The 23735-nt window shown below is 37.7% G+C and carries 23 protein-coding genes; 22 read left to right on the top strand and 1 reads right to left on the bottom strand.

Annotated features, from left to right (window positions below; all coding sequences use genetic code 11):
• Positions 1-42: 42 nt before the first annotated feature.
• The 14 genes from CVD27_RS08925 to CVD27_RS08990 all read left to right on the top strand — a co-directional run bounded on the left by CVD27_RS08925 (position 43) and on the right by CVD27_RS08990 (position 13520).
• On the top strand, positions 43-672 hold the full coding sequence (locus tag CVD27_RS08925; RefSeq protein ID WP_101647549.1) for a nucleotidyltransferase family protein: 630 nt from the start codon (positions 43-45) through the stop codon (positions 670-672).
• 161 nt (positions 673-833) lie between these two features.
• Positions 834-2294, top strand: a complete 1461-nt coding sequence (locus tag CVD27_RS08930) for a protein adenylyltransferase SelO (protein ID WP_101647550.1) — start codon at positions 834-836, stop codon at positions 2292-2294.
• Between the two features lie 259 nt (positions 2295-2553).
• Positions 2554-3684, top strand: coding sequence for an ATP-binding protein (locus CVD27_RS08935; protein WP_101647551.1), 1131 nt, complete (start codon positions 2554-2556; stop codon positions 3682-3684).
• A 250-nt stretch (positions 3685-3934) separates the two neighbouring features.
• Positions 3935-4627: a Na-translocating system protein MpsC family protein gene (locus CVD27_RS08940; protein ID WP_101647552.1), complete on the top strand. Its 693-nt coding sequence runs from the start codon at positions 3935-3937 to the stop codon at positions 4625-4627.
• A gap of 96 nt (positions 4628-4723) precedes the next feature.
• Positions 4724-5407: a DUF2294 domain-containing protein gene (locus CVD27_RS08945; RefSeq protein ID WP_257984304.1), complete on the top strand. Its 684-nt coding sequence runs from the start codon at positions 4724-4726 to the stop codon at positions 5405-5407.
• Between the two features lie 249 nt (positions 5408-5656).
• On the top strand, positions 5657-6436 hold the full coding sequence (locus CVD27_RS08950) for an IclR family transcriptional regulator (RefSeq protein ID WP_101647554.1): 780 nt from the start codon (positions 5657-5659) through the stop codon (positions 6434-6436).
• Positions 6437-6486: 50 nt separating this feature from the next.
• Complete coding sequence (locus CVD27_RS08955; protein ID WP_101647555.1) at positions 6487-7374, top strand: acetaldehyde dehydrogenase (acetylating); 888 nt, start codon at positions 6487-6489, stop codon at positions 7372-7374.
• 23 nt (positions 7375-7397) lie between these two features.
• A complete protein-coding gene (dmpG, locus tag CVD27_RS08960; RefSeq protein WP_101647556.1) occupies positions 7398-8426 on the top strand; it encodes a 4-hydroxy-2-oxovalerate aldolase in 1029 nt (342 codons plus the stop codon).
• 236 nt (positions 8427-8662) lie between these two features.
• The gene (locus CVD27_RS08965) at positions 8663-9733 is read left to right on the top strand and encodes a branched-chain amino acid aminotransferase (RefSeq protein WP_101647557.1); all 1071 of its coding nucleotides are present in this window, start codon (positions 8663-8665) and stop codon (positions 9731-9733) included.
• A gap of 11 nt (positions 9734-9744) precedes the next feature.
• Complete coding sequence (locus CVD27_RS08970; protein WP_101647558.1) at positions 9745-10674, top strand: ketopantoate reductase family protein; 930 nt, start codon at positions 9745-9747, stop codon at positions 10672-10674.
• Positions 10675-10851: 177 nt separating this feature from the next.
• The gene (locus CVD27_RS08975; RefSeq protein WP_180960207.1) at positions 10852-11631 is read left to right on the top strand and encodes an amino acid ABC transporter substrate-binding protein; all 780 of its coding nucleotides are present in this window, start codon (positions 10852-10854) and stop codon (positions 11629-11631) included.
• A 99-nt stretch (positions 11632-11730) separates the two neighbouring features.
• The gene (locus CVD27_RS08980) at positions 11731-12390 is read left to right on the top strand and encodes an amino acid ABC transporter permease (RefSeq protein WP_101647560.1); all 660 of its coding nucleotides are present in this window, start codon (positions 11731-11733) and stop codon (positions 12388-12390) included.
• A gap of 15 nt (positions 12391-12405) precedes the next feature.
• Positions 12406-13149 (top strand): amino acid ABC transporter ATP-binding protein, encoded by a 744-nt coding sequence (locus CVD27_RS08985; protein ID WP_101647561.1) that lies wholly within the window; start codon positions 12406-12408, stop codon positions 13147-13149.
• A 155-nt stretch (positions 13150-13304) separates the two neighbouring features.
• Positions 13305-13520 (top strand): hypothetical protein, encoded by a 216-nt coding sequence (locus tag CVD27_RS08990; RefSeq protein WP_257984305.1) that lies wholly within the window; start codon positions 13305-13307, stop codon positions 13518-13520.
• A 52-nt stretch (positions 13521-13572) separates the two neighbouring features.
• Here the strand turns inward: CVD27_RS08990 and CVD27_RS08995 are convergent, their stop codons facing one another.
• Positions 13573-15069: a peptide MFS transporter gene (locus CVD27_RS08995; RefSeq protein WP_101647563.1), complete on the bottom strand. Its 1497-nt coding sequence runs from the start codon at positions 15067-15069 to the stop codon at positions 13573-13575.
• Positions 15070-15421: 352 nt separating this feature from the next.
• Between CVD27_RS08995 and CVD27_RS09000 the strand changes: the two genes are divergently transcribed.
• The 8 genes from CVD27_RS09000 to aroD all read left to right on the top strand — a co-directional run bounded on the left by CVD27_RS09000 (position 15422) and on the right by aroD (position 23662).
• Complete coding sequence (locus tag CVD27_RS09000; protein WP_101647564.1) at positions 15422-16186, top strand: MerR family transcriptional regulator; 765 nt, start codon at positions 15422-15424, stop codon at positions 16184-16186.
• A gap of 231 nt (positions 16187-16417) precedes the next feature.
• A complete protein-coding gene (locus CVD27_RS09005; RefSeq protein ID WP_101647565.1) occupies positions 16418-17425 on the top strand; it encodes an ABC transporter ATP-binding protein in 1008 nt (335 codons plus the stop codon).
• Positions 17406-18374: an ABC transporter ATP-binding protein gene (locus tag CVD27_RS09010; protein WP_101647566.1), complete on the top strand. Its 969-nt coding sequence runs from the start codon at positions 17406-17408 to the stop codon at positions 18372-18374. Before CVD27_RS09005 ends, CVD27_RS09010 begins: the two co-directional genes overlap by 20 nt.
• A gap of 50 nt (positions 18375-18424) precedes the next feature.
• A complete protein-coding gene (locus CVD27_RS09015; protein WP_101647567.1) occupies positions 18425-20044 on the top strand; it encodes an ABC transporter substrate-binding protein in 1620 nt (539 codons plus the stop codon).
• A 130-nt stretch (positions 20045-20174) separates the two neighbouring features.
• A complete protein-coding gene (locus tag CVD27_RS09020; RefSeq protein ID WP_101647568.1) occupies positions 20175-21182 on the top strand; it encodes an ABC transporter permease in 1008 nt (335 codons plus the stop codon).
• A gap of 16 nt (positions 21183-21198) precedes the next feature.
• Complete coding sequence (gene nikC, locus CVD27_RS09025) at positions 21199-22098, top strand: nickel transporter permease (RefSeq protein ID WP_374703057.1); 900 nt, start codon at positions 21199-21201, stop codon at positions 22096-22098.
• A 186-nt stretch (positions 22099-22284) separates the two neighbouring features.
• Positions 22285-22842: a shikimate kinase gene (locus CVD27_RS09030; RefSeq protein WP_101647569.1), complete on the top strand. Its 558-nt coding sequence runs from the start codon at positions 22285-22287 to the stop codon at positions 22840-22842.
• A 55-nt stretch (positions 22843-22897) separates the two neighbouring features.
• Positions 22898-23662, top strand: a complete 765-nt coding sequence (gene aroD, locus CVD27_RS09035) for a type I 3-dehydroquinate dehydratase (RefSeq protein WP_101647570.1) — start codon at positions 22898-22900, stop codon at positions 23660-23662.
• Positions 23663-23735 lie beyond the last annotated feature (73 nt).

Genomic DNA, 23735 nt, shown 5'->3' on the forward strand with positions numbered 1-23735 from the left:
GTCATTTTATACCTCACGTTTTGGTAAAAGAGGAGGAAAACTGTGGTAGGGGTACAAATTAATTCGATTCCTATAAAAGCAGTAGTTTTAGCTGCGGGTATTTCCTCAAGAATGGGAAAATTTAAACCTTTGCTTCCGATTGATGGAAAACCTATGCTTGAGGTTGTTTTAACAAGAGTTTTATCGTTTCCGTTTCAAGAGGTCATAGCAGTTGTGGGTTATAAAGAACATGAACTAAGAGAAGCTATCCATGTTGAAGATGAACGGTTGAATTGGATCATTAATGGACACTTCTTAGAAGGTTTAAGTAGTTCTATAAAGGCCGCCATAAATTACTTTAATAATGTAACAAGTGGTGTTTTAGTATTCTTGGGTGACCAGCCCTTACTAAAGGCTTCGACAATCGATCAAATCCTCAAAGTCAGTATAGAAAAGGGAATCGCTCAATCCAAATGTATTATTCAACCAACTTATAATGGAACACCTGGACATCCCGTTTTTATTTCTTCTTCAATGCTCCCTTATTTAAAAACAATAACTGGTGACCAGGGGGCAAAACCGATTTTTAAATTCGCTGATCAACATATTTACGTGTCGGTTGATGATGAAGGTACAATTTTGGATGTAGATACAAAACACGATTATCAAAACATAATAGCTAACTCTAAGTGAGGCTACTCTCTGCTTGGGAGCAGCCTTTTCATATTCCTTAAGGCATATTTCTCATTACCTTAAAGGCGAAAAGGTATAATAACTATATGAAGGCAAAAATTAAAAAGGGATTTACAAGGAATAATAATAAAATGAAGATAATATAGAGAAAAGGAGTTGCCATGACAAAAATAGGATGGAATTTTGATAATAGTTACTCCCGACTTCCCGAGTCCTTCTTCACAAGTCAGAACCCCAAACCTGTAACTTCACCAAACCTAGTGGTACTTAATGAACCATTGGCCGTATTTTTAGGGTTAAATCCTGAAACTCTTCAGAGCGAAGAGGGGACAGCTGTGTTTGCTGGCAATAAGATTCCTGAAGGGGCCGAACCGCTTGCAGAAGCCTATGCCGGGCATCAATTTGGGCATTTTACGATGTTGGGAGATGGCCGGGCAATATTACTTGGAGAGCAGATCACCCCGCAAGGTGAACGGGTTGATGTCCAACTCAAAGGATCTGGCAGGACCCCATACTCCCGAGGGGGGGATGGCCGGGCAGCGCTTGGACCTATGCTTCGTGAATATATTATCAGCGAAGCGATGCATGCGCTAGGAATTCCGACCACTCGCAGCTTAGCAGTTGTTACAACGGGTGAGACCATTATCCGTGAAACTTTGCTTCCTGGTGCTATTCTTACACGAGTGGCTGCAAGTCATATCCGTGTTGGGACTTTTCAATACGCAGCAGGAAAAGGCAATATTGAAGATCTTAAGGCATTGGCTGACTATACTATACAACGCCATTATCCAATACTCATTGAGGAATCCGAAAAACCATATCTTTCGCTGCTTCAGGAAGTAATTAAACGACAGGCTGCACTCATTGCAAAATGGCAGCTGGTTGGCTTCATTCATGGAGTCATGAACACTGACAATATGACTATTAGTGGAGAAACCATCGATTATGGACCTTGTGCCTTTATGGATGTTTATGACCCAGCCACCGTATTCAGTTCGATTGACAGAGAGGGCCGATATGCCTATGCTAATCAGCCATATATAGGCGGATGGAATTTGGCAAGATTTGCAGAAACCTTATTGCCGCTTCTCCACGATAATCAAGAACAAGCAGTCCAAATAGCCCAAGAAGAGATATCCAAATTTATAAAATTGTATCAAACGAATTGGCTTGCAGGAATGAGAGCAAAACTTGGGATTTTTAATGAAGAGGAACAGGATGAATCATTATTTGAAGAGCTATTCAATTTAATGCATAATGGTCAGGCCGACTACACTAATACTTTCCGTGCTTTAACTTTTGCTCAATATGACGATATTAAGTTTTTGGGGACACCTGAATTTTTACAATGGAAGGAGCGGTGGCAGGCGAGACTTGGTAGGCAGAAGGAAACGGAAGAGGAATCAAATCAGTTAATGCGGACCAGTAACCCTGCGGTAATTCCTCGAAACCACCGGGTAGAGGAAGCGCTTGAAGCCGCAGTTACTCAAGGAGATTACAGTGTAATGAACAAACTATTACAAGTTCTCTCAAACCCGTATGCACACAATCCGGGACAGGAGGAATACTGTACACTGCCTGAGTCGTCTACTCGTCCTTACCAAACCTTTTGCGGTACATGAGTGGAAAAGTTTTTTTGATGGAAATTTAAGAAAATACTGATAATTTATTGCTAAAAATGGAAAAATATAATATAGTTAATGTGGATATAGAGTAAACGCTCTATTCTACTGGTTAATTGTGAAAATAGTTAAAACTTAAAATGGTAACGAATTCTAGAAGTTAATGCTAGATTTTAAAGCCACAGTAAGATGTAGGGGGATTCTCTGCTCTTATTGTGGCTTTTTTAAATGAAAAATTTAAGAAAGGAGGGTCTGCCTTATGGTTATGTATGGAACCGACCGAAAGAGTGTTCTTTTAAAAGTATATAGAGATTCGAACATGGATAAGGACTTTTCGATCCTAGCGAAAAATCGAGATGCGTTTATTTTGATTGACCTGCAAGGAAAAATTGAATATTCCAGCCATGCTTGTGAACCCTTTTTAGGTTATTCGAGGGAAACTTTGCATCAGATAACATTAAATAAACTGTTTGTCTTAGACTTTTTAAATCAAGAGCAAACCTTCTTTAAAGGGAGAGAACAGGAAAAACTTGATAACTTTGATGCTCAGGTACAAGTCATTGATGGAAGTATTTTAGATGTAAATGTCACCTCAATTCCTATTTTTTTTGAACAGGATTACCTTGGCACGTATCTAGTCATTAAGGATATAACGTCCATAAAACAGAACAGGTTAACCATGGAACGTGAAAAAGAGTATCATACCTTAATTAATAATTTATCTCGCTTATCGGAAAAACAAGCTACTGCTGGTCAGCTGGCTGCCGGGCTTGCCCATGAAATCCGCAATCCCATCACTGCTATAAAAGGATTTTTACAATTATTAATGGGAGAAAACGTTGGAAATAGAATCTATTTTGAAATCATTAATTCCGAGATTGACCGGATTGAAGAAATTCTAAAAGAATTAATGGTCCTTGCAAAGCCAACCAAACAAAAATATGAGCGAGTAAACCTTCAAAGTTTATTAGAGCAAGTTATTACCTTAATGGTATCGCAGGCCCTCTTAAATAATATTCAAATAGTAACACAGATTGATTTTTCTTACACATGGATAACAGGGGATAAAAATCAATTGAAACAAGTTTTTATTAATTTTATAAAAAATGCAATTGAAGCAATGCCCGAGGGGGGGATGGTGCAAATAAATGGGAGCCCTCTTGCCTGTGGTCAGGTCCGAATTAGCATCACCGATCAGGGATGCGGAATTCCCGAAGATATACTTAATCAAATAGGGCAGCCTTTTTTTACCACAAAAGAAAATGGAACGGGTCTGGGGTTGCTGGTTAGCCGAGAAATTATAAAAGAACATAAAGGGGATCTATACATAGAGAGTAATAAGAATGGAACCACTCTTCATGTGGAATTTCCGTTATCTTCTGAACAATAATTTTTCATTCATGGCTATTTTTTGCCTAATTTTGTTGTTATCCTGTGAATTTAATGTTATTATCAATTTTGTCTAATGTCTTGCTGTCATTAGTTTTGAAAAACTGATTTAAAGTCTTTTTTATTATAAAAATATATTCTTATTGTGATGGTAAATGGTAGAAACTAATTTTTTTAATGTCGTCTTAACCGTGGCCTAACTTCCTTTTTGTGAAGTTAGGCCTTTTTATATTGTATCAAGGGGGATTTGAATGGTTGCAACTAAAGAAGATTTGCTGTCTCTGAGCAGTTCTTTTAGTAAAATCATAAAGAGGGGGTTTGGTAAAGGTCCTGAAACCTGTTACACCGTCTTTAGAGCAAACCGGTTATACGTTTATATCCGTAATTTTATGACACCGGCCGAAGAAATTTTAGCGGAAAAGCAAGAATTAAATTTGCTGATGAATTTTCGGTGGTCTGTCATAACCGCTTTGTCTCAAGAGTTAGTGCAGGAATCATCGCTTGTTTTAGGAATTACTTTCGATTCCTTCTACCAAGATTGGAACTATAATTCGAACTCGGGTATATTGCTATTAGTGAATAATAGTTTCAATCCTGATGTGAAGGTAGATGAAAGTTTTGAGAGGAAGTTATTTCAATTAGTTCAAATGGTGGGTTCCGAGCTTCATAAAATTCCCAGCGAGTTAAAGGTTGTTAAGTACACTCAGAATATCTGTGCGATTGAATCAAAAGGAGTTATGCTGCCACTAGACTACTTGATGGTAGAACAGGGAAATTCCGACTTGTTATTTACCTATGCTAGAGAAATCAAAAAGGGTTTTTATCAGAAAAGGGAATTATTTGAAGAACTGTATAATCGGTCGATCGAGGATATATTTATGATGTGGGACAGTAAAAATAATAAAAGTTATTTGATCTTTAGTTTCAACAAAGAATATAACTGAATATAACAGTAAAAATCTTACTGCCGGGGCATGATAATGTCAGGCAGTTTTTTTTCCTTTTTCGAAAGTGAGGTCTAAACACATATGTCATTCCCATTGCAACAGAAATTAAATGATATAAGCAGCTTAACTAGTAAAATGCTAAGAAAAAATTTTGGCCGTGGACCGGAATCTTGTTCTGCTTTTGCGAATGATAGGTTTTTGGTTTTTTACATACGGGGATTTATGTCTCCATTAGAATCTACTTTATTGGAGCACGGTAATTCCGATAATATTGAAATTTCGCGAGATATAGTTATGAAAACTGTTCTTAACCAATTGAAGGGGATTCTAGAACTTGAATTTGAACAGGATATTGAATCCTTTTACCATGATTGGAACTATCCGCAAAATACAGGTATGATAACTATTCAATTTGAAGGCGCTATCACTGAACTTGATTATCCGAATCAAGGTGCCAATGTTGACCTGAAGCTTATAATCGAAGAGATTGAAAGAATTAGTATATTGGTACAAAAAAGGCCGGAGAAAACAGAAGCCTATTTTATTTCACCGAAGATTTTTTTGGTAAAACGAGATGGAATTTTAGTTCGAATAGAGAAGGCATTGATTGCAAAGGGATTCGAACAGACTCTTTTGGTCACCAAGGATGAACTCGAAAAATCATATTTGCACCGAGATGGCCGCTTTGAAGAAATCTTTAGAAATCCTGTTGCAGATATTTTTGTGGATTGGGACTTTAACGAAGATAGAAGTATCACCTGCTTTGTTCTAAAGTAATGCACAGTTATTTCAATCATAAAACGTTAGATTATATTCCGGATCAAACCGAATTTAAACAATTTGAGATTGTTTAGCCTGATCATTATTGATAAATAAGCCGTATTTTCCAAAGGGGAGAATACGGCTTTTATATCGAAAAAATTAAAAATGAAAACGTTGACAGAAAGATGCCCGGAGAGTACTATAAAAGTGTACTTAATATTTACGAATGACATTCGATAATGTCGAATGAAATGGAGGATCATAGTGACAGAACGATTAATTCAATCAATAGAAAGAGCAGCAGATGTCCTCGAATTATTTTTGACTTCACATTCGGAACAAAGCATTAAAGAAATTAGCGACAGATTAAAGCTATCAAAGAGTACCGTTCACGGTATTATCAAAACCTTGGAACACCGTGGATATCTAGAACAGAATACAGAGAATCTGAAATATAAACTAGGCATCAAACTCTTTGAATTAGGTAATTACGTAGGGAAACATCTCGATATAGGAGGAATTGCCAGACCGATCATAAAAGATCTTGTTGATGAACTAAATGAAACTGTTCACTTAGTGACTTTGCAGCGTGATGAACTAATTTACATTGATAAAGTAGAAGGTCAAAGTGCCTTAACGATCTATTCGCATATTGGCAAAAGAGCCCCATTTCATTGTACAGGAGTTGGCAAAGCCATTCTGTCCCAATTAAGTGAAGAAGAAGTGGACCGAATTTTATCATCTTCCAGCTTAGAAGCATTCACGGAATATACAATGACAAATATTGAGGTGATTAAAAGTCATTTACCAGCTATCAGGGAGCAAGGTTATGCCTTTGATGATGAAGAGATTGAGTTAGGACTTAAATGTGTGGCTGCACCGATCTTTAATCATCAAGGAAAGGTAATCGCTTCAATAAGTTGTGCAGCCCCTAAAATGAGGTTAGACGAAGAACGTCTGCCTAAAGTAATTATGGGTATTAAATATGCAGCAGCTGAGATATCAAGGCAGTTGGGGTACAAAGGAAAGCTGCAATCTAATTAGAGTAAGTACAGAGAAAAAATAATAAATGAGGGTATAGGAGGAGAAGTATTTTGTCAAAAGTAAAAGTTGCCATCCTTGGTTCTGGGAACATTGGAACAGATTTAATGATTAAACTGGGGCGTTCTAAAATTTTAGAATTAACAGCCGTAATTGGCATTGATCCTCAATCGGACGGTTTACGCCGTGCTCGAGAATTAGGTTATGCCGGAGTGGAGACAGGAATTGATGGTTTCCTGGCAGATCCTAATTTAGAAGCAGACATTGTTTTTGATGCAACAAGCGCAAAAGCTCATATATATAACGCCAAAGTTTTAAAAGAGGCAGGCATAAAGGTAATTGATATGACACCAGCTGCTGTAGGTCCTTATGTATGTGCAGCTGTAAATATTGAAGACCACCTTGAAGAAGATAATATCAATCTAATTACTTGTGGCGGACAGGCAACGATTCCAATGGTTCATGCAGTAAACCGTGTAGCTCCAGTAGAATATGCAGAAATTGTTGCAACAATTGCTAGTAAGAGTGCAGGTCCTGGAACACGTGCAAATATTGATGAATTTACTGAGACCACTGCGCGGGCAATTGAAAACGTAGGCGGTGCTAAAAAAGGAAAAGCAATTATTATCTTGAATCCAGCAGAACCGCCAATTGTGATGCGTGATACGGTTTATACGCTAGTGGAAGAAGGGAAAATGGAAGAAGCTGCGATTAGACAATCAATCGCTGAAATGGAAAAGGTGGTTCAATCATATGTGCCAGGTTACCGTGTTCGTACGGAACCGATTTTCGACGGCAATAAAGTGACTATCTTCCTTGAAGTAGAAGGTGCTGGTGATTACTTGCCGGTGTATGCTGGTAACCTTGATATCATGACTTCTGCTGGTGTAAGAATTGCTGAAGCATTCGCGAAAAAACTATTAACGAAAGAAACAGTTTAAGCTGTTAGAGAGGGGTAATAAAAATGACAAATGAGAGAGAGATCCTGATTACCGAGGTGGCTTTACGGGACGGAAGTCATGCGATTAATCATCAATATACAGTCGAGCAAGTACTTAAAATTACAAAAGCGTTGAACGATGCGGGCGTACCTTTTATTGAAGTATCTCATGGGGACGGGCTGGCAGGTTCTTCTCTCCAATATGGTCTTTCCCGTACGAATGAAATGGAATTAATTGAAGCAGCGGTATCTGTTGTTGATAAATCTAAAATTGCTGTGCTTCTTCTACCTGGAATCGGCACATTGCATGAATTAAAGGAAGCAGCCAATTTAGGTGCTAAAATGGCACGTATTGCTACCCATGTGACTGAGGCAGATGTAGCTCCCCAACATATTGCTTACGCAAAAGAACTAGGAATGGAAACAGTTGGATTTCTGATGATGAATCATATGGCTTCAGTTGATAAATTAGTAGAACAAGCCCAATTAATGGAAAGCTATGGGGCCGATACTGTGTATGTAGTAGACTCTGCTGGTTATTTATTACCTGATCAAGTACGTGAACGGATTCGTGCCTTAAAACAATCTGTTGGTATTAATGTGGGGTTTCATGGTCATAACAACTTATCACTTGCGATGGCGAATACACTTGCAGCTATTGATGAAGGGGCAACTCGGATTGATGGAAGTGTACGCTGCCTTGGAGCGGGTGCTGGAAATACACAGACTGAAGTGTTGATCGCAGTTTGTGAACGAATGGGGATAAAAACAGGGGTAGATTTATATAAGATGATGGATTTAGCAGAAGACATTGTAGCACCTATCCTACAAGTTCCTCAGGAAATAACTAAAGATAGTTTAACGCTAGGATATGCGGGAGTTTACTCCAGCTTTGCTCTTCATGCGAAACGTGCTGCAGCAAAATTCGGTGTCGATTCACGTGATATTTTAATAGAATTAGGAAAACGTAAAGTAGTTGGCGGCCAAGAGGATATGATTGTCGAAGTGGCAGCTGAAATTGCTAGAAATAACAAACAAGTAACATTAAGTTAGTTTAAAGTTTCATAATTAAAACTTTAATCGTTTAGCAAGCAAGTAGACACTGTCTTTGACAAGTTTATTTGCTTTTTTTCTTTTATATAAGAAGTGTGGTTCTAATATTTTTTTATGGATAATTTTTTATTTGAACTATTAAGCGAAAAATATGTTAAAATAATCAAAATAGTATTAAAATTATGTGACTATACTTTTTAAAAAGATTTAAAGAACTAAGGATGGGAGCCATAATCATGAAGGAGTTAAAACTTGAAGTAATCCTAAGCACAGAAAAAAAACAAAAGCCATCATTTGACCATTTAGAGTTTGGGAAGTACTTTACTGACCACATGTTTATCTGGAATTATACAGAAGGTAAAGGATGGCATGATCCAAGAATTGTTCCTTATCAACCAATTACTTTAGACCCGGCTGCGACCGTATTTCACTATGGGCAAACCGTATTTGAAGGATTAAAAGCATATATGACAAAGGATGAACAGATTCTATTGTTTAGACCAGATGAAAATTTCAAAAGGTTTAACAGATCCAATGACCGGTTAGTTATGCCAGAACTTGATGAGGAAGGTGCACTAAGTGCCTTAAAGCAATTAATTCAAATTGAACGGGATTGGATCCCAACTGCGGAAGGGACATCCCTTTATATCCGCCCATTTATGATCGCAACGGAAGCATTTTTGGGTGTACATCCTGCAAAAACTTATCAATTTATGATTATTCTTTCTCCTGTAGGTGCTTATTATAAAGAGGGGATCAATCCGGTTAAAATCGCTGTGGAAAGTGAATATGTACGTGCCGTTGCTGGGGGAACTGGAAATGCAAAGACAGCGGGGAACTACGCAGCAAGCTTAAAGGCAGGCGAAATTGCGAGCGAAAATGGTTATTCACAGGTGTTATGGCTTGATGGAAAAGAAAATCAATATATTGAAGAGGTTGGCAGTATGAACGTCTTCTTTAAAATCAATGGTGAGGTTATTACCCCAGCTTTGAATGGTAGTATCCTTGAAGGGATTACCCGTAAATCGGTTATTGAGCTCTTGAATTATATGAATATTCCAATTGTAGAGCGAAAGATTTCTATCCATGAAATTCAGCAAGCCTATCAGGATGGGGTACTAGAGGAAGCATTTGGTTCAGGCACCGCAGCAGTTATCTCGCCAATTGGAGAATTATTATGGAAGAATGAGAAAATGGTGATTAATAATGGTGAGATTGGTTCGGTATCGAAGCAGGTATACGATACATTAACCGGAATCCAAAATGGCATAAAAGAAGATCCTTTTGGATGGGCAGTAAGGGTCTAAGGTAAAAAGCCATGGTCATAAAAAAAGTCTCTATTATAGGTCTGGGAGCATTAGGGATTTTATTTGGACACCAATTAGCTAAGAAAATGCCCCGGGCTGATTTAAGAATAATAGCTGATCAAAATCGTATTCAACGCTATCAACAGAATGGGGTTTTTTGTAATGGTGAGTGCTGTGACTTCAACTATGTGACACCTGAAGAACCGTGTGAGCCTGCCGATTTACTAATAATGGCGGTAAAATTTAATGGCTTAAAGGATGCAATTCAATCAGTACAAAAGCATGTTGGAGAGAACACTATTATTTTATCTCTATTAAATGGAATCACCAGTGAAGAAATCATTGGTGAGATTTACGGGATGGATAAAATATTATATAGTGTGGCCCAAGGGATGGATGCGGTTAAAGTGGGTAACCAATTGACTTACGACCATATGGGAATGATCTGCTTTGGAGAAAGCGAAACAGGTTTGATTTCTGAAAGAGTGAATGTGGTAACAGAGTTTTTTGAACAAATGGAAGTTCCCTATAAGGTAGATTCAGATATGTTGACAAGATTATGGGGGAAATTCATGCTCAATGTAGGAGTAAATCAGACAGTTGCCGTCTTTGAAAGTAATTATGGTGAAGTCCAGCAAGAGGGACCGGCAAGATCGAAGATGATTTCGGCCATGAAAGAGGTCATTTCTCTTTCAGAAAAAGCAGGAGTTCAACTAACAGAAGAGGATTTAGATTATTGGTTAGGGGTATTAGGTACATTAAGTCCAGATGGGAAGCCATCTATGGCCCAGGATGTGGAGGCAAAACGAATTAGTGAAGTAGAGCTATTTTCTGGTACCGTAGTTAAACTGGGGAAAAGGTTTGGTGTACCGACACCGATTAATCAAGAGTTGTATCATAGAATTAAGTTGATTGAAAATCGCTATACAATGATAGGTTGAAAATGTAAAGGAAACAGTCTATTTTTGGCTGTTTCCTTTGCGTTGCAACCTTTTTTTATTTTACCAGAAAAATGATTTGTGTTTTAAAATATTATAATGTTATAATGTTGTAGTATGATAATATGGTAACGTACTAAAGGATTTATAAACTTATCTTTAAAAAGGTGGTAATACATGATGAAACGTATCGTAACGATGATTTTAGCAATCGCAGCTGTATTCTCACTTCTAGCAGCATGCTCAAGCAAAACATCTGGTAATGGAGACGACAAAACGCTAACCATTGGCATTGATGATAAATTTGCACCAATGGGATTTAGAGATGAAAATAACAAAATTGTTGGCTTTGATATTGATTACGCCAAAGCTGCTGCTGAAAAAATGGGAAAAACGGTAAAGTTCCAGCCAATTGATTGGAAAACCAAAGAGTCTGAACTAAGCAGCGGACGTATTGATCTTATTTGGAATGGCTACACAATTACAGACGAACGAAAGAAAAAGGTGCTATTCACAAAGCCATATTTAAAAAATGCACAGGTAGTTGTAACCCGCAAGGATTCGAACATTGCTAAACTTGCTGATTTAAAGGGTAAAGTTGTTGGTCTTCAATCACTTTCTTCCGCTTCTGATGCATTAGATGCGAACCCTATTAAATCAAAAATTAAGACTGTTACAGAGTTCAAAGACAATGTGTTAGCTTTAAACGATTTAAAAAGCGGCCGTTTAGATGCAGTAGTTATTGACGAGGTCGTTATTAAATATTATATGACGAAAGAGAAAGATACTTTTAAAATATTAGATGAATCACTAGCTCCTGAGGAATATGGAGTAGGTGTGAAAAAAGGTAATGAAGAATTACTTAAAAAGCTTCAAAAAGCCCTTGACGATATGAATGCAGACGGTACCGCGGCCAAAATATCCACCAAGTGGTTTGGAGAAGATAAAGTATTGAAGTAAAATGGATAAGCAGGCAAAACAGGATTTCCACCGGAAAGCCTGTTTTGTTTGTTAGTTGGTAATGTTGCTAACGCTTTTCTAATTGGAGGAAATTTTAGAATGTCTATAAATTACATTATTTCGATTCTGAAACCCATGCTTGAAGGGGCCCAGATGACCGTTCTGTTATTCTTCATTGCGATTATTATTTCTATACCAATGGGTTTTTTGTTAACTTTGGCAGTTAGAAGCCAAATTAAACCCTTGTCCTGGTTTGCCCAAGCCTATATTTATGTCATGAGGGGAACGCCACTGTTATTGCAATTATTATTCATTTGTTTTGGGCTGCCGATGATTCCTGTTATTGGTGAATATTTAGTCTTGGATCGTTTTGTTGCAGCTTGTTTAGGGTTTATTTTAAATTATGCAGCTTATTTTGCTGAGATTTTTCGTGGAGGTTTATTGGCAATTGATAAAGGGCAATATGAGGCATCCCAAGTATTAGGGCTGAATAGATGGCAGATGACCACAAGAATCATCATGCCTCAAATGTTTCGAATTGCCCTGCCCGCTGTGGCAAATGAATCGGTTACATTAGTAAAAGATACGGCGCTTCTCTATGCAGTGGCAGTACCAGAACTCTTGCACTTTGCTGAAACCGCGGTAAATCGTGATTTTACAATCGTACCATTCGTTGTTGCTGGGTTTATATACCTCTTAATGACACTGGTATTAACACTTATATTTAAATGGATTGAAAATAGATTTAGATATGAATAGAAGGTAAGGGTGAATATGGCGATTATTGAAGTATCAAATCTTAAAAAATCTTATGGGAATTTAGATGTATTAAAAAAAATAACCTTTGATGTAAATAAAAATGATGTAGTAGCTGTTATTGGTCCATCTGGCTCAGGGAAGAGTACCATGCTCCGCAGTCTTGTTCATCTTGAACAAGTGGACGCAGGCAGTATTAATATTGCGGGTGATTATTTGGTGAAAGATGGAATTTATCCAAAGGGCCCTGAGATTAAACAGATAACGGCCAAGATGGGAATGGTTTTTCAGCACTTTAATCTGTTTCCGCATCTTACTGTTCAGGAAAATTTGATGATTGCACCTAAATTGGTTAAAAAGGAATCAGCTGCTGACCTTGAGATGCGAAGCTCAGAGCTTCTTAATAAAATTGGTCTGAAAGATCGTGCTAAGGCCTATCCGGCGAATTTATCAGGTGGTCAAAAGCAAAGGGTAGCAATTGCACGTGCCCTTATGATGAGACCTGAAATCCTATTGTTTGATGAGCCAACATCGGCCCTCGATCCGGAGTTAACAGGGGAAGTACTGCAAGTAATGAAAGATTTGGCTGAAGAACATATGACAATGATTGTGGTTACACATGAAATGGGTTTTGCAAAAGAAGTAGCAAACCGGGTAATATTTATGGATAATGGGGAGATTATAGAGTCGGGACATCCAACTCAACTCTTTACAAATCCCAAGTTTGATCGAACCAAGGCTTTTTTAAACAGAAGTTTATAAACAGTAAAGGTCCATTCTCAATAAAAGTGAGTGGGCCTTTTTGTATATGTAAATTAAAATTTGTACAGGGATTGTAATTTATTCTAATAACATAAATTTGGTTAAGTAAGAGAAGGATAAAGTAAAAAGGAGGTCCTTCTCAGGTGGATTTAAATATGTTTGATAGAAAGAATAAAGAAGAGGAAAACCTTGTATCAATTCTTGAAAACTCAAAAGAAATAGAAGAGAATTTGATGAGGACTTATCTCATCACAGCAGAACGGATTCATAATAATAATGAATTAAAAGAACGTCTTGAAAATTTCGCACAAGGAAATGCTAAACGAACTAAACAGTTAATCGATGAATTAAATGACCTTAAAAATGATTAAATCAAAAAAGGTGAAAGTTCTCTTTACTAGAGATCTTTCACCTTTTTTAGTATTAGCGGATACCCTTCATTAGACCTTGGATTTTTGGTGACATCGCTAATAGAATAATACCGAGGACGATGGAAGCACCGCCAATGACACCGAAGTATGTCATTTCTGTTGCTGGTGTATAGAATTTAACAACTTGCGCATTTAATGCTTGAGCAGCGGCACTTGATAAGAACCATAAACTCATTGTTTGTGCAGAGAAGGCTGCTGGAGCTAATTTTGTTGTAGCAGATAATCCTACAGGTGATAAACATAATTCACCTAATACAACAATTAAATAACTAAGAACAAGCCATAACGGGTTTACTAAAGAATCTGTTCCTCCTAAGTATGCAGGAATAAGAATAACCATAAATGATAACCCTGCAAATAATAAGCCCAATGAGAACTTTTGAGGAATGGAAGGCTCGCGCTTACCTAATTTCACCCAAATCGCTGCGAATACAGGAGCTAATACAATAATAAATAATGGGTTTAACGATTGGAACCATGCTGGAGAAATATTAATTCCAGCAAAATCTAATTGTGTACGCTTATCCGCATAGTTGGCAAGGATTGTAGAGCCTTGCTCCTGAATAGCCCAGAACATTACGGATGCAATAAACAATGGAATGTAGGCAATTACTCGTGAACGTTCTACAGAAGTAGTTTTTGGGCTAGTGTACATGCGAATAAAATAAATAGCAGGAATTAAAATTCCCAAAATACTGACAATGTTAATAAATGCTTCAAATGTTAAAAGTCCATTTGGAATCGTAATAAAACAAATAATAGCAATGACAATAACAGCAAGTGCGAAATAAGTATATACTTTTTTCTTCTCAGCTGATGATAGCGGATTTGATACCATTGTCCCAGCAAGACCAAGATTTTTTTTCTTTGTGGCAAGGAATACAATTAATCCAAGGAACATACCGACAGCTGCGATACCGAAACCTAAGTGGAAGCTTGTATTCATGATTGCTTTTGACCCAACGATTAATGGTGATAGGAAGGCACCGGCATTAATACCCATATAAAAAATACTAAATCCGGCATCGCGACGGTTATCATTTTCAGCATACATTTCACCAACAACGGTTGAAACGTTTGGTTTTAATAATCCTGTCCCCAACACAATCAGTACCATGGAAACAAAGAAGAAGGCAATATTACCAGGGATTGCTAGGGCAATGTGACCAAGCATAATTAGTATTCCACCATAGAATACAGCTTTTGAGGTACCAAAGATACGGTCAGCGAACCAACCTCCGATAATCCCTGACATATATACGAGAGAACCATATATAGACATAATAGACAGGGCTAAGGTTTGGTCCATTCCTAGACCACCCTTGGTTACACTATAATACATATAGTAAACGAGAATAGCTCTCATTCCGTAATAAGAGAATCTCTCCCAGAATTCGGTGAAGAAAAGTGTGAATAACCCTTTAGGATGTCCAAAGAATCCTTTCTGAGGTACACTATCCACAATTTTCTGCCTATTTACATTTGACATTGTACAACCTCCTTTTATTATTCTATGATACTTATTGTGTGTTTGAATTGTCAAAAACTTTTTTTGGTAATCAAGAGAATAACAAATGAAAACCTTGATTTCTCAATATATTCTTGATCCTGAAAAGAAAAAGAAAGTTTTTTAAAAATAATGAATAATTTCTGACTAAAATGATTTTTCACTCTTATATATTAATAGAAGCTGTACATTAATAAGTTTATTATTTGAAACCAAAGGGCATTTTATAACCTCCATCTATAAATGGTTAAAAAGATTGAAAGAAATTAGCGTCTTTGTGATTGACTTTGACGTTGCGTAAAGGTGTATCGTTAGGTTAAGAGGAGGTGAGCGAATGGAGTATACAGTGCAAAAATTGGCTAGTCTGGCCGGGATCAGTACTAGAACACTTAGATATTATGACGAAATCGGGATTCTAAAGCCGGCAAGAATCAATTCGTCGGGATATCGAATTTATGGCCAGGCGGAAGTCAATCGGCTGCAGCAAATACTATTTTACAGGGAATTAGATGTAAGCTTAGATAAAATTAAAGAAATTGTCACCAATCCGTCCTTTGATGGTGCCGCTGCACTTAGAGAACATCGTGAGAAACTCCTTGAGAAAAAGAGACAACTAGAGCTATTAATAGCCAATGTCGATAAAACCATTGCGTCAACGGAAGGGAGATTGAAGATGACTAATAAAGAAAAGTTCGAAGGGTTTAAGAAAAAAATGATAGAGGAAAACGAAAAAAAGTATGGGACAGAAATCCGCCAAAAATATGGAAATGATAAAGTGGAGAAATCAAATCAGAAGGTAATGAATATGACGCAGGAGCAGCATGAGGAAGTCACTTCATTAGCGGAACGGATCACTTTAACTTTAGTAGAAGCGTTTAAAACAGGCAATCCTGCAGGGGAGTTAGCTCAAAAAGCGGCAGAGCTGCATAAACAGTGGTTATGCTTTTATTGGACAGAATACAGTAAGGAGGCACATGCTCATCTTGCTCAAATGTATGTAGATGATGAGAGATTTACTGCATACTATGATAAAGAACAGCCTGGTACAGCAGAATTTTTAAGAGACGCCATTTATGTTTACACAGGGATAAGAAAATAATATTAAAATAAAAATAAGAGAAAAAGGGAAATCTTAAGCGCTTTATACTACGTTGCAGTAACGCTTTAATACAATGTGGTATAAGGCGATTTTTTTAATATTTTTTATCTTATTGACAAATTTCGATAATAATCTTCATTTGAAATATGTCATAATAATTTTAAAATTTGTTATATTATGATATTTCAGAAGACGAATAAATAAATAATAGGATATTAGGTAGGTGTAAATGTGAGTAATATTTTACAGATAAAGAACTTAAAAGTATCGTTTCAATCTGGGAAAAAGCTCGTACCTGCTGTTGATGGGATTAGTTTTGAATTAAAAGAAGGGGAAATTCTTGGGATTGTAGGTGAATCGGGGAGCGGCAAGAGTGTAACATCCTTAGCAACTATGGGGTTAATTCCTTCACCGCCTGGAAAAGTCGAGAACGGTCAAATTATTTTTGAAGGTAAAGATTTAATAAACATCTCCGAAAAAGAGTGGCGCAAAGTTCGTGGGAATCAGATTTCAATGATCTTTCAGGAACCAATGACATCCTTGAATCCTTTATTCACAATAGGTAATCAGGTCATTGAAGCTATAAGATTACATACAGGCCTTTCAAAAAGAGAGGCATTTGTTCGGGGGATGGAGTTATTAAGGCTGGTAGGGATTCCGAGAGCAGAAGGAATCCTCAAAGAGTATCCACATCAACTATCGGGTGGGATGAGACAACGAATCATGATTGCGATGGCTATGGCGTGCAATCCGAAAGTGCTGATTGCCGATGAGCCTACTACAGCTCTTGACGTAACCATTCAAGCGCAAATTCTTGCTTTAATGAAGGATTTAAATAAAAAAACAAATACATCCATTATTCTTATTACCCATGATTTAGGTGTGGTAGCAGAAATATGTGACCGGGTAATTGTCATGTATTCTGGTCAAATTGTGGAACATGGTGATGTCAGAACAATCCTTAAAAATCCACAGCATCCTTATACAAAGGGTCTATTAAAATCGGTCCCTGAACTAAGAGAAAAAAAAGAACGTCTTTATAGCATCCCAGGAACAGTTCCAGCCCCCGGAACTATTCAAAATGGATGCCGATTCGCTCCACGATGCCGAGATGCTTTTGGCAAGTGTCATGAAGAAGAACCAAAATTATTTAATTTGGAAAAAGACCAACATGAAGTTCGATGTTTCCTATATACATTGAAGGAGGGGAGTGACAAGCATGTCGAAGTTACTTCTTGAGGTAAATGGGTTGAAAAAGTACTTTCCGATAACTGGCGGACTTTTTGGAAGGAAACAAGGTGAAGTAAAAGCAGTAGATGATGTTTCTTTTTATGTTAAAAAAGGAGAGACATTGGGCATTGTTGGAGAGAGCGGCTGTGGAAAATCAACGACTGGCCGTCTGCTAATGCGTCTAATTGAAGCAAGTGAAGGTAAGGTTGTTTTTGAAGATAAAGAGATTACTAGTATGTCAAAAGCTGAATTAAGGAAAATCCGGCGTGATATTCAAATGGTATTTCAAGACCCCTATGCATCCCTAAATCCTAGACATTCGATTGAGCAAATACTAGAAGAACCACTCATTGTCCATGGAATTGGAACAAAAGAAGAGAGAAAAAAACAAGTAAGGGAAATGCTTGAGGTGGTTGGCTTAAGCAGCTATCATGCAAAGCGATATCCTCACCAGTTCAGCGGCGGTCAGCGTCAACGAATTGGGATTGCCAAAGCGTTGATGACAAAACCTAAGCTGATTATTGCTGATGAACCTGTGTCAGCATTAGACGTTTCCATCCAGGCACAAGTTCTTAACCTAATGAAGGATATACAGAAAGAGTTTCAACTAACCTACATATTTATCGCACATGATTTAGGTGTAGTACGACATATAAGTGACCGTGTTGGTGTGATGTATTTAGGAAGATTAATAGAGTTAGCAGATAGTGAGGAATTATATGAAAATTCATATCACCCCTACACAAAAGCACTGCTTTCGGCTGTGCCTATCCCAGACCCTGATATCGAAAAGAAGACCATTTTAATTGAGGGTGAGATTCCGAGTCCGGCAAATCCTCCAGCAGGCTGTGCTTTCCACACCCGCTGCTCACATGTGATGGATATTTGTAAAACAACTAGACCAGCAGAACAAGATATAAACGGTCATTTTGTTGCATGTCACTTATATAACAAGTGATTTGTCTCATTTATGATAATAAATAAAGTTATAGGGGGTAACAAACGTTTATGAAGAAAAAATGGTCTTTTAAACTGCTGTTTATATCACTACTAGCCTTTAGTATGTTATTGGCTGGCTGTAACAGCAAAACAAATGAAGCAACAGGAGGAAAGAAAGATTCAACTTCAGGAAACGTATCTAAAAAGGATACACTTGTCTATGGCCGTGGTGGAGATTCAACATCACTCGATCCAATCACCTCCACCGAAGGTGAAACATTTAAAGTAACCGAAAACATTTTTGAAACATTAATTCAATATGGTGACCAAGATACCACTATTCATCCGGGACTAGCTGAATCATGGGAAGTTACTCCTGATGGATTAACTTACAAATTTAAACTTCGGCAAGGAGTTAAATTCCACGATGGTACGGATTTTAATGCAAAAGCGGTTGTTTTTAACTTTGACCGCTGGATGAATGGAAACGCAGACAGCTTTCCTTACTATACCATGTTTGGTGGTTTTAAAGGGGAAAAAGGCCACGTTATTAAGGAAGTGAAAGCCATCGATGATTACACAGTACAATTTGTTTTGACAAGACCGCAAGCACCATTCCTTAAGAACTTGGCGATGTCTCCGTTTGGAATTGCGAGTCCTGAGGCTGTTAAAAAATACGGTGATAAATTTAGAGAACATCCAGTAGGAACAGGTCCATTTAAATTCGTTGAATGGAAGCAAAACGATACAATCACTCTTGAGAAAAACCCGGACTACTGGCAAAAAGGCTACCCTAAGTTAAACAAAGTTATTTTCCGTGTCATTCCTGAAAATACAGCCCGTCTTAACGCCCTTGCTAATGGAGAAATTGACATAATGGATGGTTTAAACAATTCAGATGAGGCAACAGTAAAAGCTAATGACAAGCTTCAAGTAATTGAACGTCCATCTATGAACGTAGGGTATATTGGATTAACTACCACACATAAACCATTTGATAATAAACTAGTTCGTCAGGCTATGAATTACGCCATTGATAAAAAAGCTATTATCAACGCTTTTTATGGAGGAAAGGCTTTAGAGGCTGCCAATCCAATGCCTCCTTCCATTGAAGGCTATAATAAGTCAATCGAGCCATATCCATATGATTTAGAGAAAGCAAAACAATTACTAAAAGAAGCAGGTTACGAAAAAGGATTTGAAACTGACTTGTGGGCTATGCCTGTAGCGCGTCCATATATGCCTGAAGCACAGAAGGTTGCAGAAGTTATTCAAGAAAGCTTAAGTAAAATTGGTGTTAAAGCCAAAATACAATCTGTGGATTGGGCAACTTATTTAGATAAAGCAACTAAAGGTGAATTTGATATGTTCATGCTTGGGTGGACAGGTGATAATGGCGACGCTGATAACTTCTTATACACTTTGCTTGATAAAGACAGTATTGGAAGCAATAACTATTCTTATTATAGCAATGACCAATTACATGATATTTTAATTAAGGCGCAGACAGAAACAGACCAAGCTAAGCGTAATGCTCTTTACGAGCAAGCTCAGGTCATTATCCATGATGATGCACCTTGGGTTCCACTGGTACATTCCACACCATTATTAGCTGCAGGGAAAGACGTGGTTAATTACTTGCCACATCCAACAGGCTCAGAAGCATTAACAAAAGTAGAATTTAAATAATTGGTATACAAAGGGGAGGGATTTTCCCTCCCTTTTTAACAAGAGGAAAATTAAATCTGACTATGAGAATTGTCCAGCTCCAGCTCCTGACCAAGGCGCTTGCACTTTTCTGACAAAAGAGGTGAAGAATGTGTTTACTTACACTGTCCGTCGTGTATTCTCTTTAATCCCCGTTTTAATTGGAATGACTCTAGTTGTTTTTGCGATTATTCATGCTATTCCTGGGAACCCAGCTCAGGTGATTCTTGGACAAAGAGCAACGGCTGAATCGGTTGCTACCCTGACAAAGGAATTAGGATTGGACAGACCATGGTACATACAATATGTAGATTATATTAAAGCATTACTTCATGGAGACCTAGGGACCTCACTGAGGACGAGAGGTCCAATTAATGAAGAAATTTGGTCTTATCTGGCAGCAACCGCTGAATTAACGATTGTTGCCATGTTTATTGCCGTGGTCATTGGAGTAAATGCCGGAATTATCAGTGCCTGGTTTTCGAGATCATGGTTTGACTATGCAGCGATGGTCCTTGCCCTAATTGGGGTATCACTGCCTATTTTTTGGCTTGGTCTAATGGAACAGTGGGTATTCTCCATTCATTTAGGCTGGCTTCCAACGACAGGAAGAGAGGATGTTAGAGATCCTGTCTCGGCGATCACAAATCTATATTTAATAGATACGTTATTACAAGGAAGATTTGATCAGTTTATTGTGGTCCTCAAACATTTGATTCTGCCAAGCTTGGCTCTTGCAACAATTCCAATGGCGATCATAGCACGAATGACTCGTGCAACTATGCTAGAAGTGATGAAATCTGATTACATCCGTACAGCAAGGGCAAAAGGATTAAGTATGTTTTGGGTGGTTTATAAGCACTCATTAAAAAATGCCATTATTCCTGTACTAACAATTATTGGGCTTCAAACAGGCCTTCTTTTGGGCGGAGCAATCTTAACTGAAACAATTTTTGGCTGGCCGGGAATCGGAAGATATTTATACGATGCGATTGGTTATCGCGATTATCCAGTGATTCAATCAGGTATTTTAATCATTGCAGCCATCTTTGTACTTATTAATCTTATAGTGGATTTATTATACGTCTTTGTTGATCCAAGGATTAAATATACAAAATAAAGGAGGGAGTTTTTGAGTGGCGGAACTTGCAAAAAAAGAGGTAAATATAACTGCAGTAATGGTTGAAGAGCAGCAGATACCACCTTGGAAGGAAGCATGGCTTTCATTTTATAAAAACCGATTAGCATTAGCTGGCTTGGGAATAGTGATTTTTTTTATCATTTTAGCCATCTTGGCACCTGTCATTGCTCCATATAGTTTTAAAGAGCAAGTGTTAGCAGACAGAATGCTCCCTCCTTCAAATGATCATTGGTTCGGCACAGATGATTTTGGCCGGGACATCTTCTCACGTATTGTTTATGGAGCAAGAATATCCTTGTGGGTCGGTTTTTTCTCCGTTTTAGGATCGGTTGTTTTTGGAACAATGTTAGGAATCGTAGCAGGGTATTATGGCCGTTGGATAGATACAATTATCTCGCGCATTTTTGATATCATGCTTGCATTCCCCAGCATTTTATTAGCTATTGCAGTTGTTGCCATTCTTGGTCCATCATTACAGAATGCTTTAATAGCCATTGCAGTGATTAATATTCCCAATTTTGGACGTCTTGTCCGTTCAAAAGTCTTGAGTGTAAAACAGGAAGAATATATTATGGCGGCAAGAGCAGTGGGAATGAAGGATACACGAATCCTCATCCGGCATATTTTACCTAATAGTATTTCCCCGGTTATTGTTCAAGCAACTTTAGCGATTGCCACTTCTATAATTGAGGCAGCAGCCTTAGGCTTTCTTGGAATGGGAGCTCAGGCGCCGACACCGGAGTGGGGGAAAATGCTGGCAGATTCAAAAAATTATATTACCCAGGCTCCCTGGACACTCTTTTTTCCAGGAATAGCGATTATGCTGACGGTGTTAGGGTTTAATTTAATGGGGGATGGTCTCCGGGATGTACTTGATCCAAAGATGAAAAATTAGAGATAAATAGAAGCTTTAAATATAAGACTCCAAAGGGGTCTTTTTCTTTTAGAGTAGCTGGTTTACGCTCAAATTCTCACATAAACATTGTTTTTCTATAGGGTGAAACATTATAATTATGACAAGATAATGTCATATATTTCTGAAAAAAAATTATAGATACATTTTTTAAGGGGGGAATTAAAAATGGTATATCGGGATTCTTCTTTTTTAAAAGAGATGAGTATTGTTTTTATAGGGTTTATGGGTGTTGGAAAAACAACGATTGGAAAAGCGGTCGCTAAAAAGTTGTATCGCGATTTCATTGATATTGATGCTGAAATAGAAAAAGAGTACGGCATGCCAACTTCACAAATATTTAATCAAATTGGAGAAAAGGCCTTTCGTGAAAAGGAAAAAAGTGTAATTACAAATTTATGTTCGCAGAAGATGAAGGTTATCTCTCTTGGTGGAGGGGCATTTTTACAGGAAGAAATCAAACAAGTATGTTTAGAAAATTGCCTTGTTATTTTTCTAGACTTATCTTGGGAGAATTGGAAGGATCGAATTAGTTTAATTATTGACAGCCGGCCCGTATTACAAGGTAAGTCGTTAGATGAAATCGAAGAACTGTTTTATAAGCGTCAGGAGATTTATGCGGTTCATCATTCTAAAGTATCAACCGATAACCAGGATGCAGAAGAAATAGCAGAGTATATTGTCGAATCATTAAAGCTGGCCTGGGAATTATATGGTGTTAAGTAACAATGTAACCTCAAGGAACTCATATTTTAAATGAAGAAAAAGGATTGGGGAAAACATGAAAAAAATAATTGAAGTCAGAGGTACTACCATTGGAGAAGGTGCTCCGAAAATTTGTGTTCCCATGGTAGGGCTAACCTTAGAACAACTAATCGAGGAAGCTAACTATTTAAAAACGTTGGATTTGGATGTAGTAGAGTGGCGTGTTGATTTTTTTGAAAATGTGGAGGAAATAGAAAAGGTAAAAGAGGCCTTAATCCAGATACGTGAGATTCTTTCAGGAATTCCACTTGTGTTTACATTCCGCAGTGCTAAAGAGGGCGGGGAAAAAGAGGTTAGCGATGCCTTTTATTTTGGGTTAAATAAAAATATTGTAAAAACAGGTCTGGTGGATATTGTAGATGTTGAGCTATTTAATGAAGAAAATGAAGTTAAAGCATTAATAGATGCAGCACATGCTCAAAAAGTTTTTGTCATCATCTCTAATCATGATTTCCATGGAACTCCTTCAAAAGAAGAAATAATTTCGCGTTTACGTAAGGCACAGGAATTGGACGGGGACCTTCCTAAAATAGCGGTCATGCCTAAAAGTACGTCTGATGTACTTACATTGCTGGATGCCACTGCTACTATGAACGAACAATATGCTGATAGACCAATCATTACTATGTCTATGTCCGGGAAGGGTGTTATAAGCCGCTTAGCTGGAGAAATCTTTGGCTCAGCCTTAACTTTTGGAGCGGCCAAAAAGGCTTCAGCACCAGGGCAGGTAGCGGTTAAGGAACTGCGAAACGTATTGAATCTGCTCCATACTAGTCTATAACAATATTATTTCATTTGAAGTTCCTGGATAATCAGGAACTTTTTCTTTTATAGGATCATAGGATTTTCTTTTA

The sequence above is a fragment of the Neobacillus cucumis genome (assembly GCF_002860255.1).
GTDB classification, from domain to species: domain Bacteria; phylum Bacillota; class Bacilli; order Bacillales; family Cytobacillaceae; genus Neobacillus; species Neobacillus cucumis_A.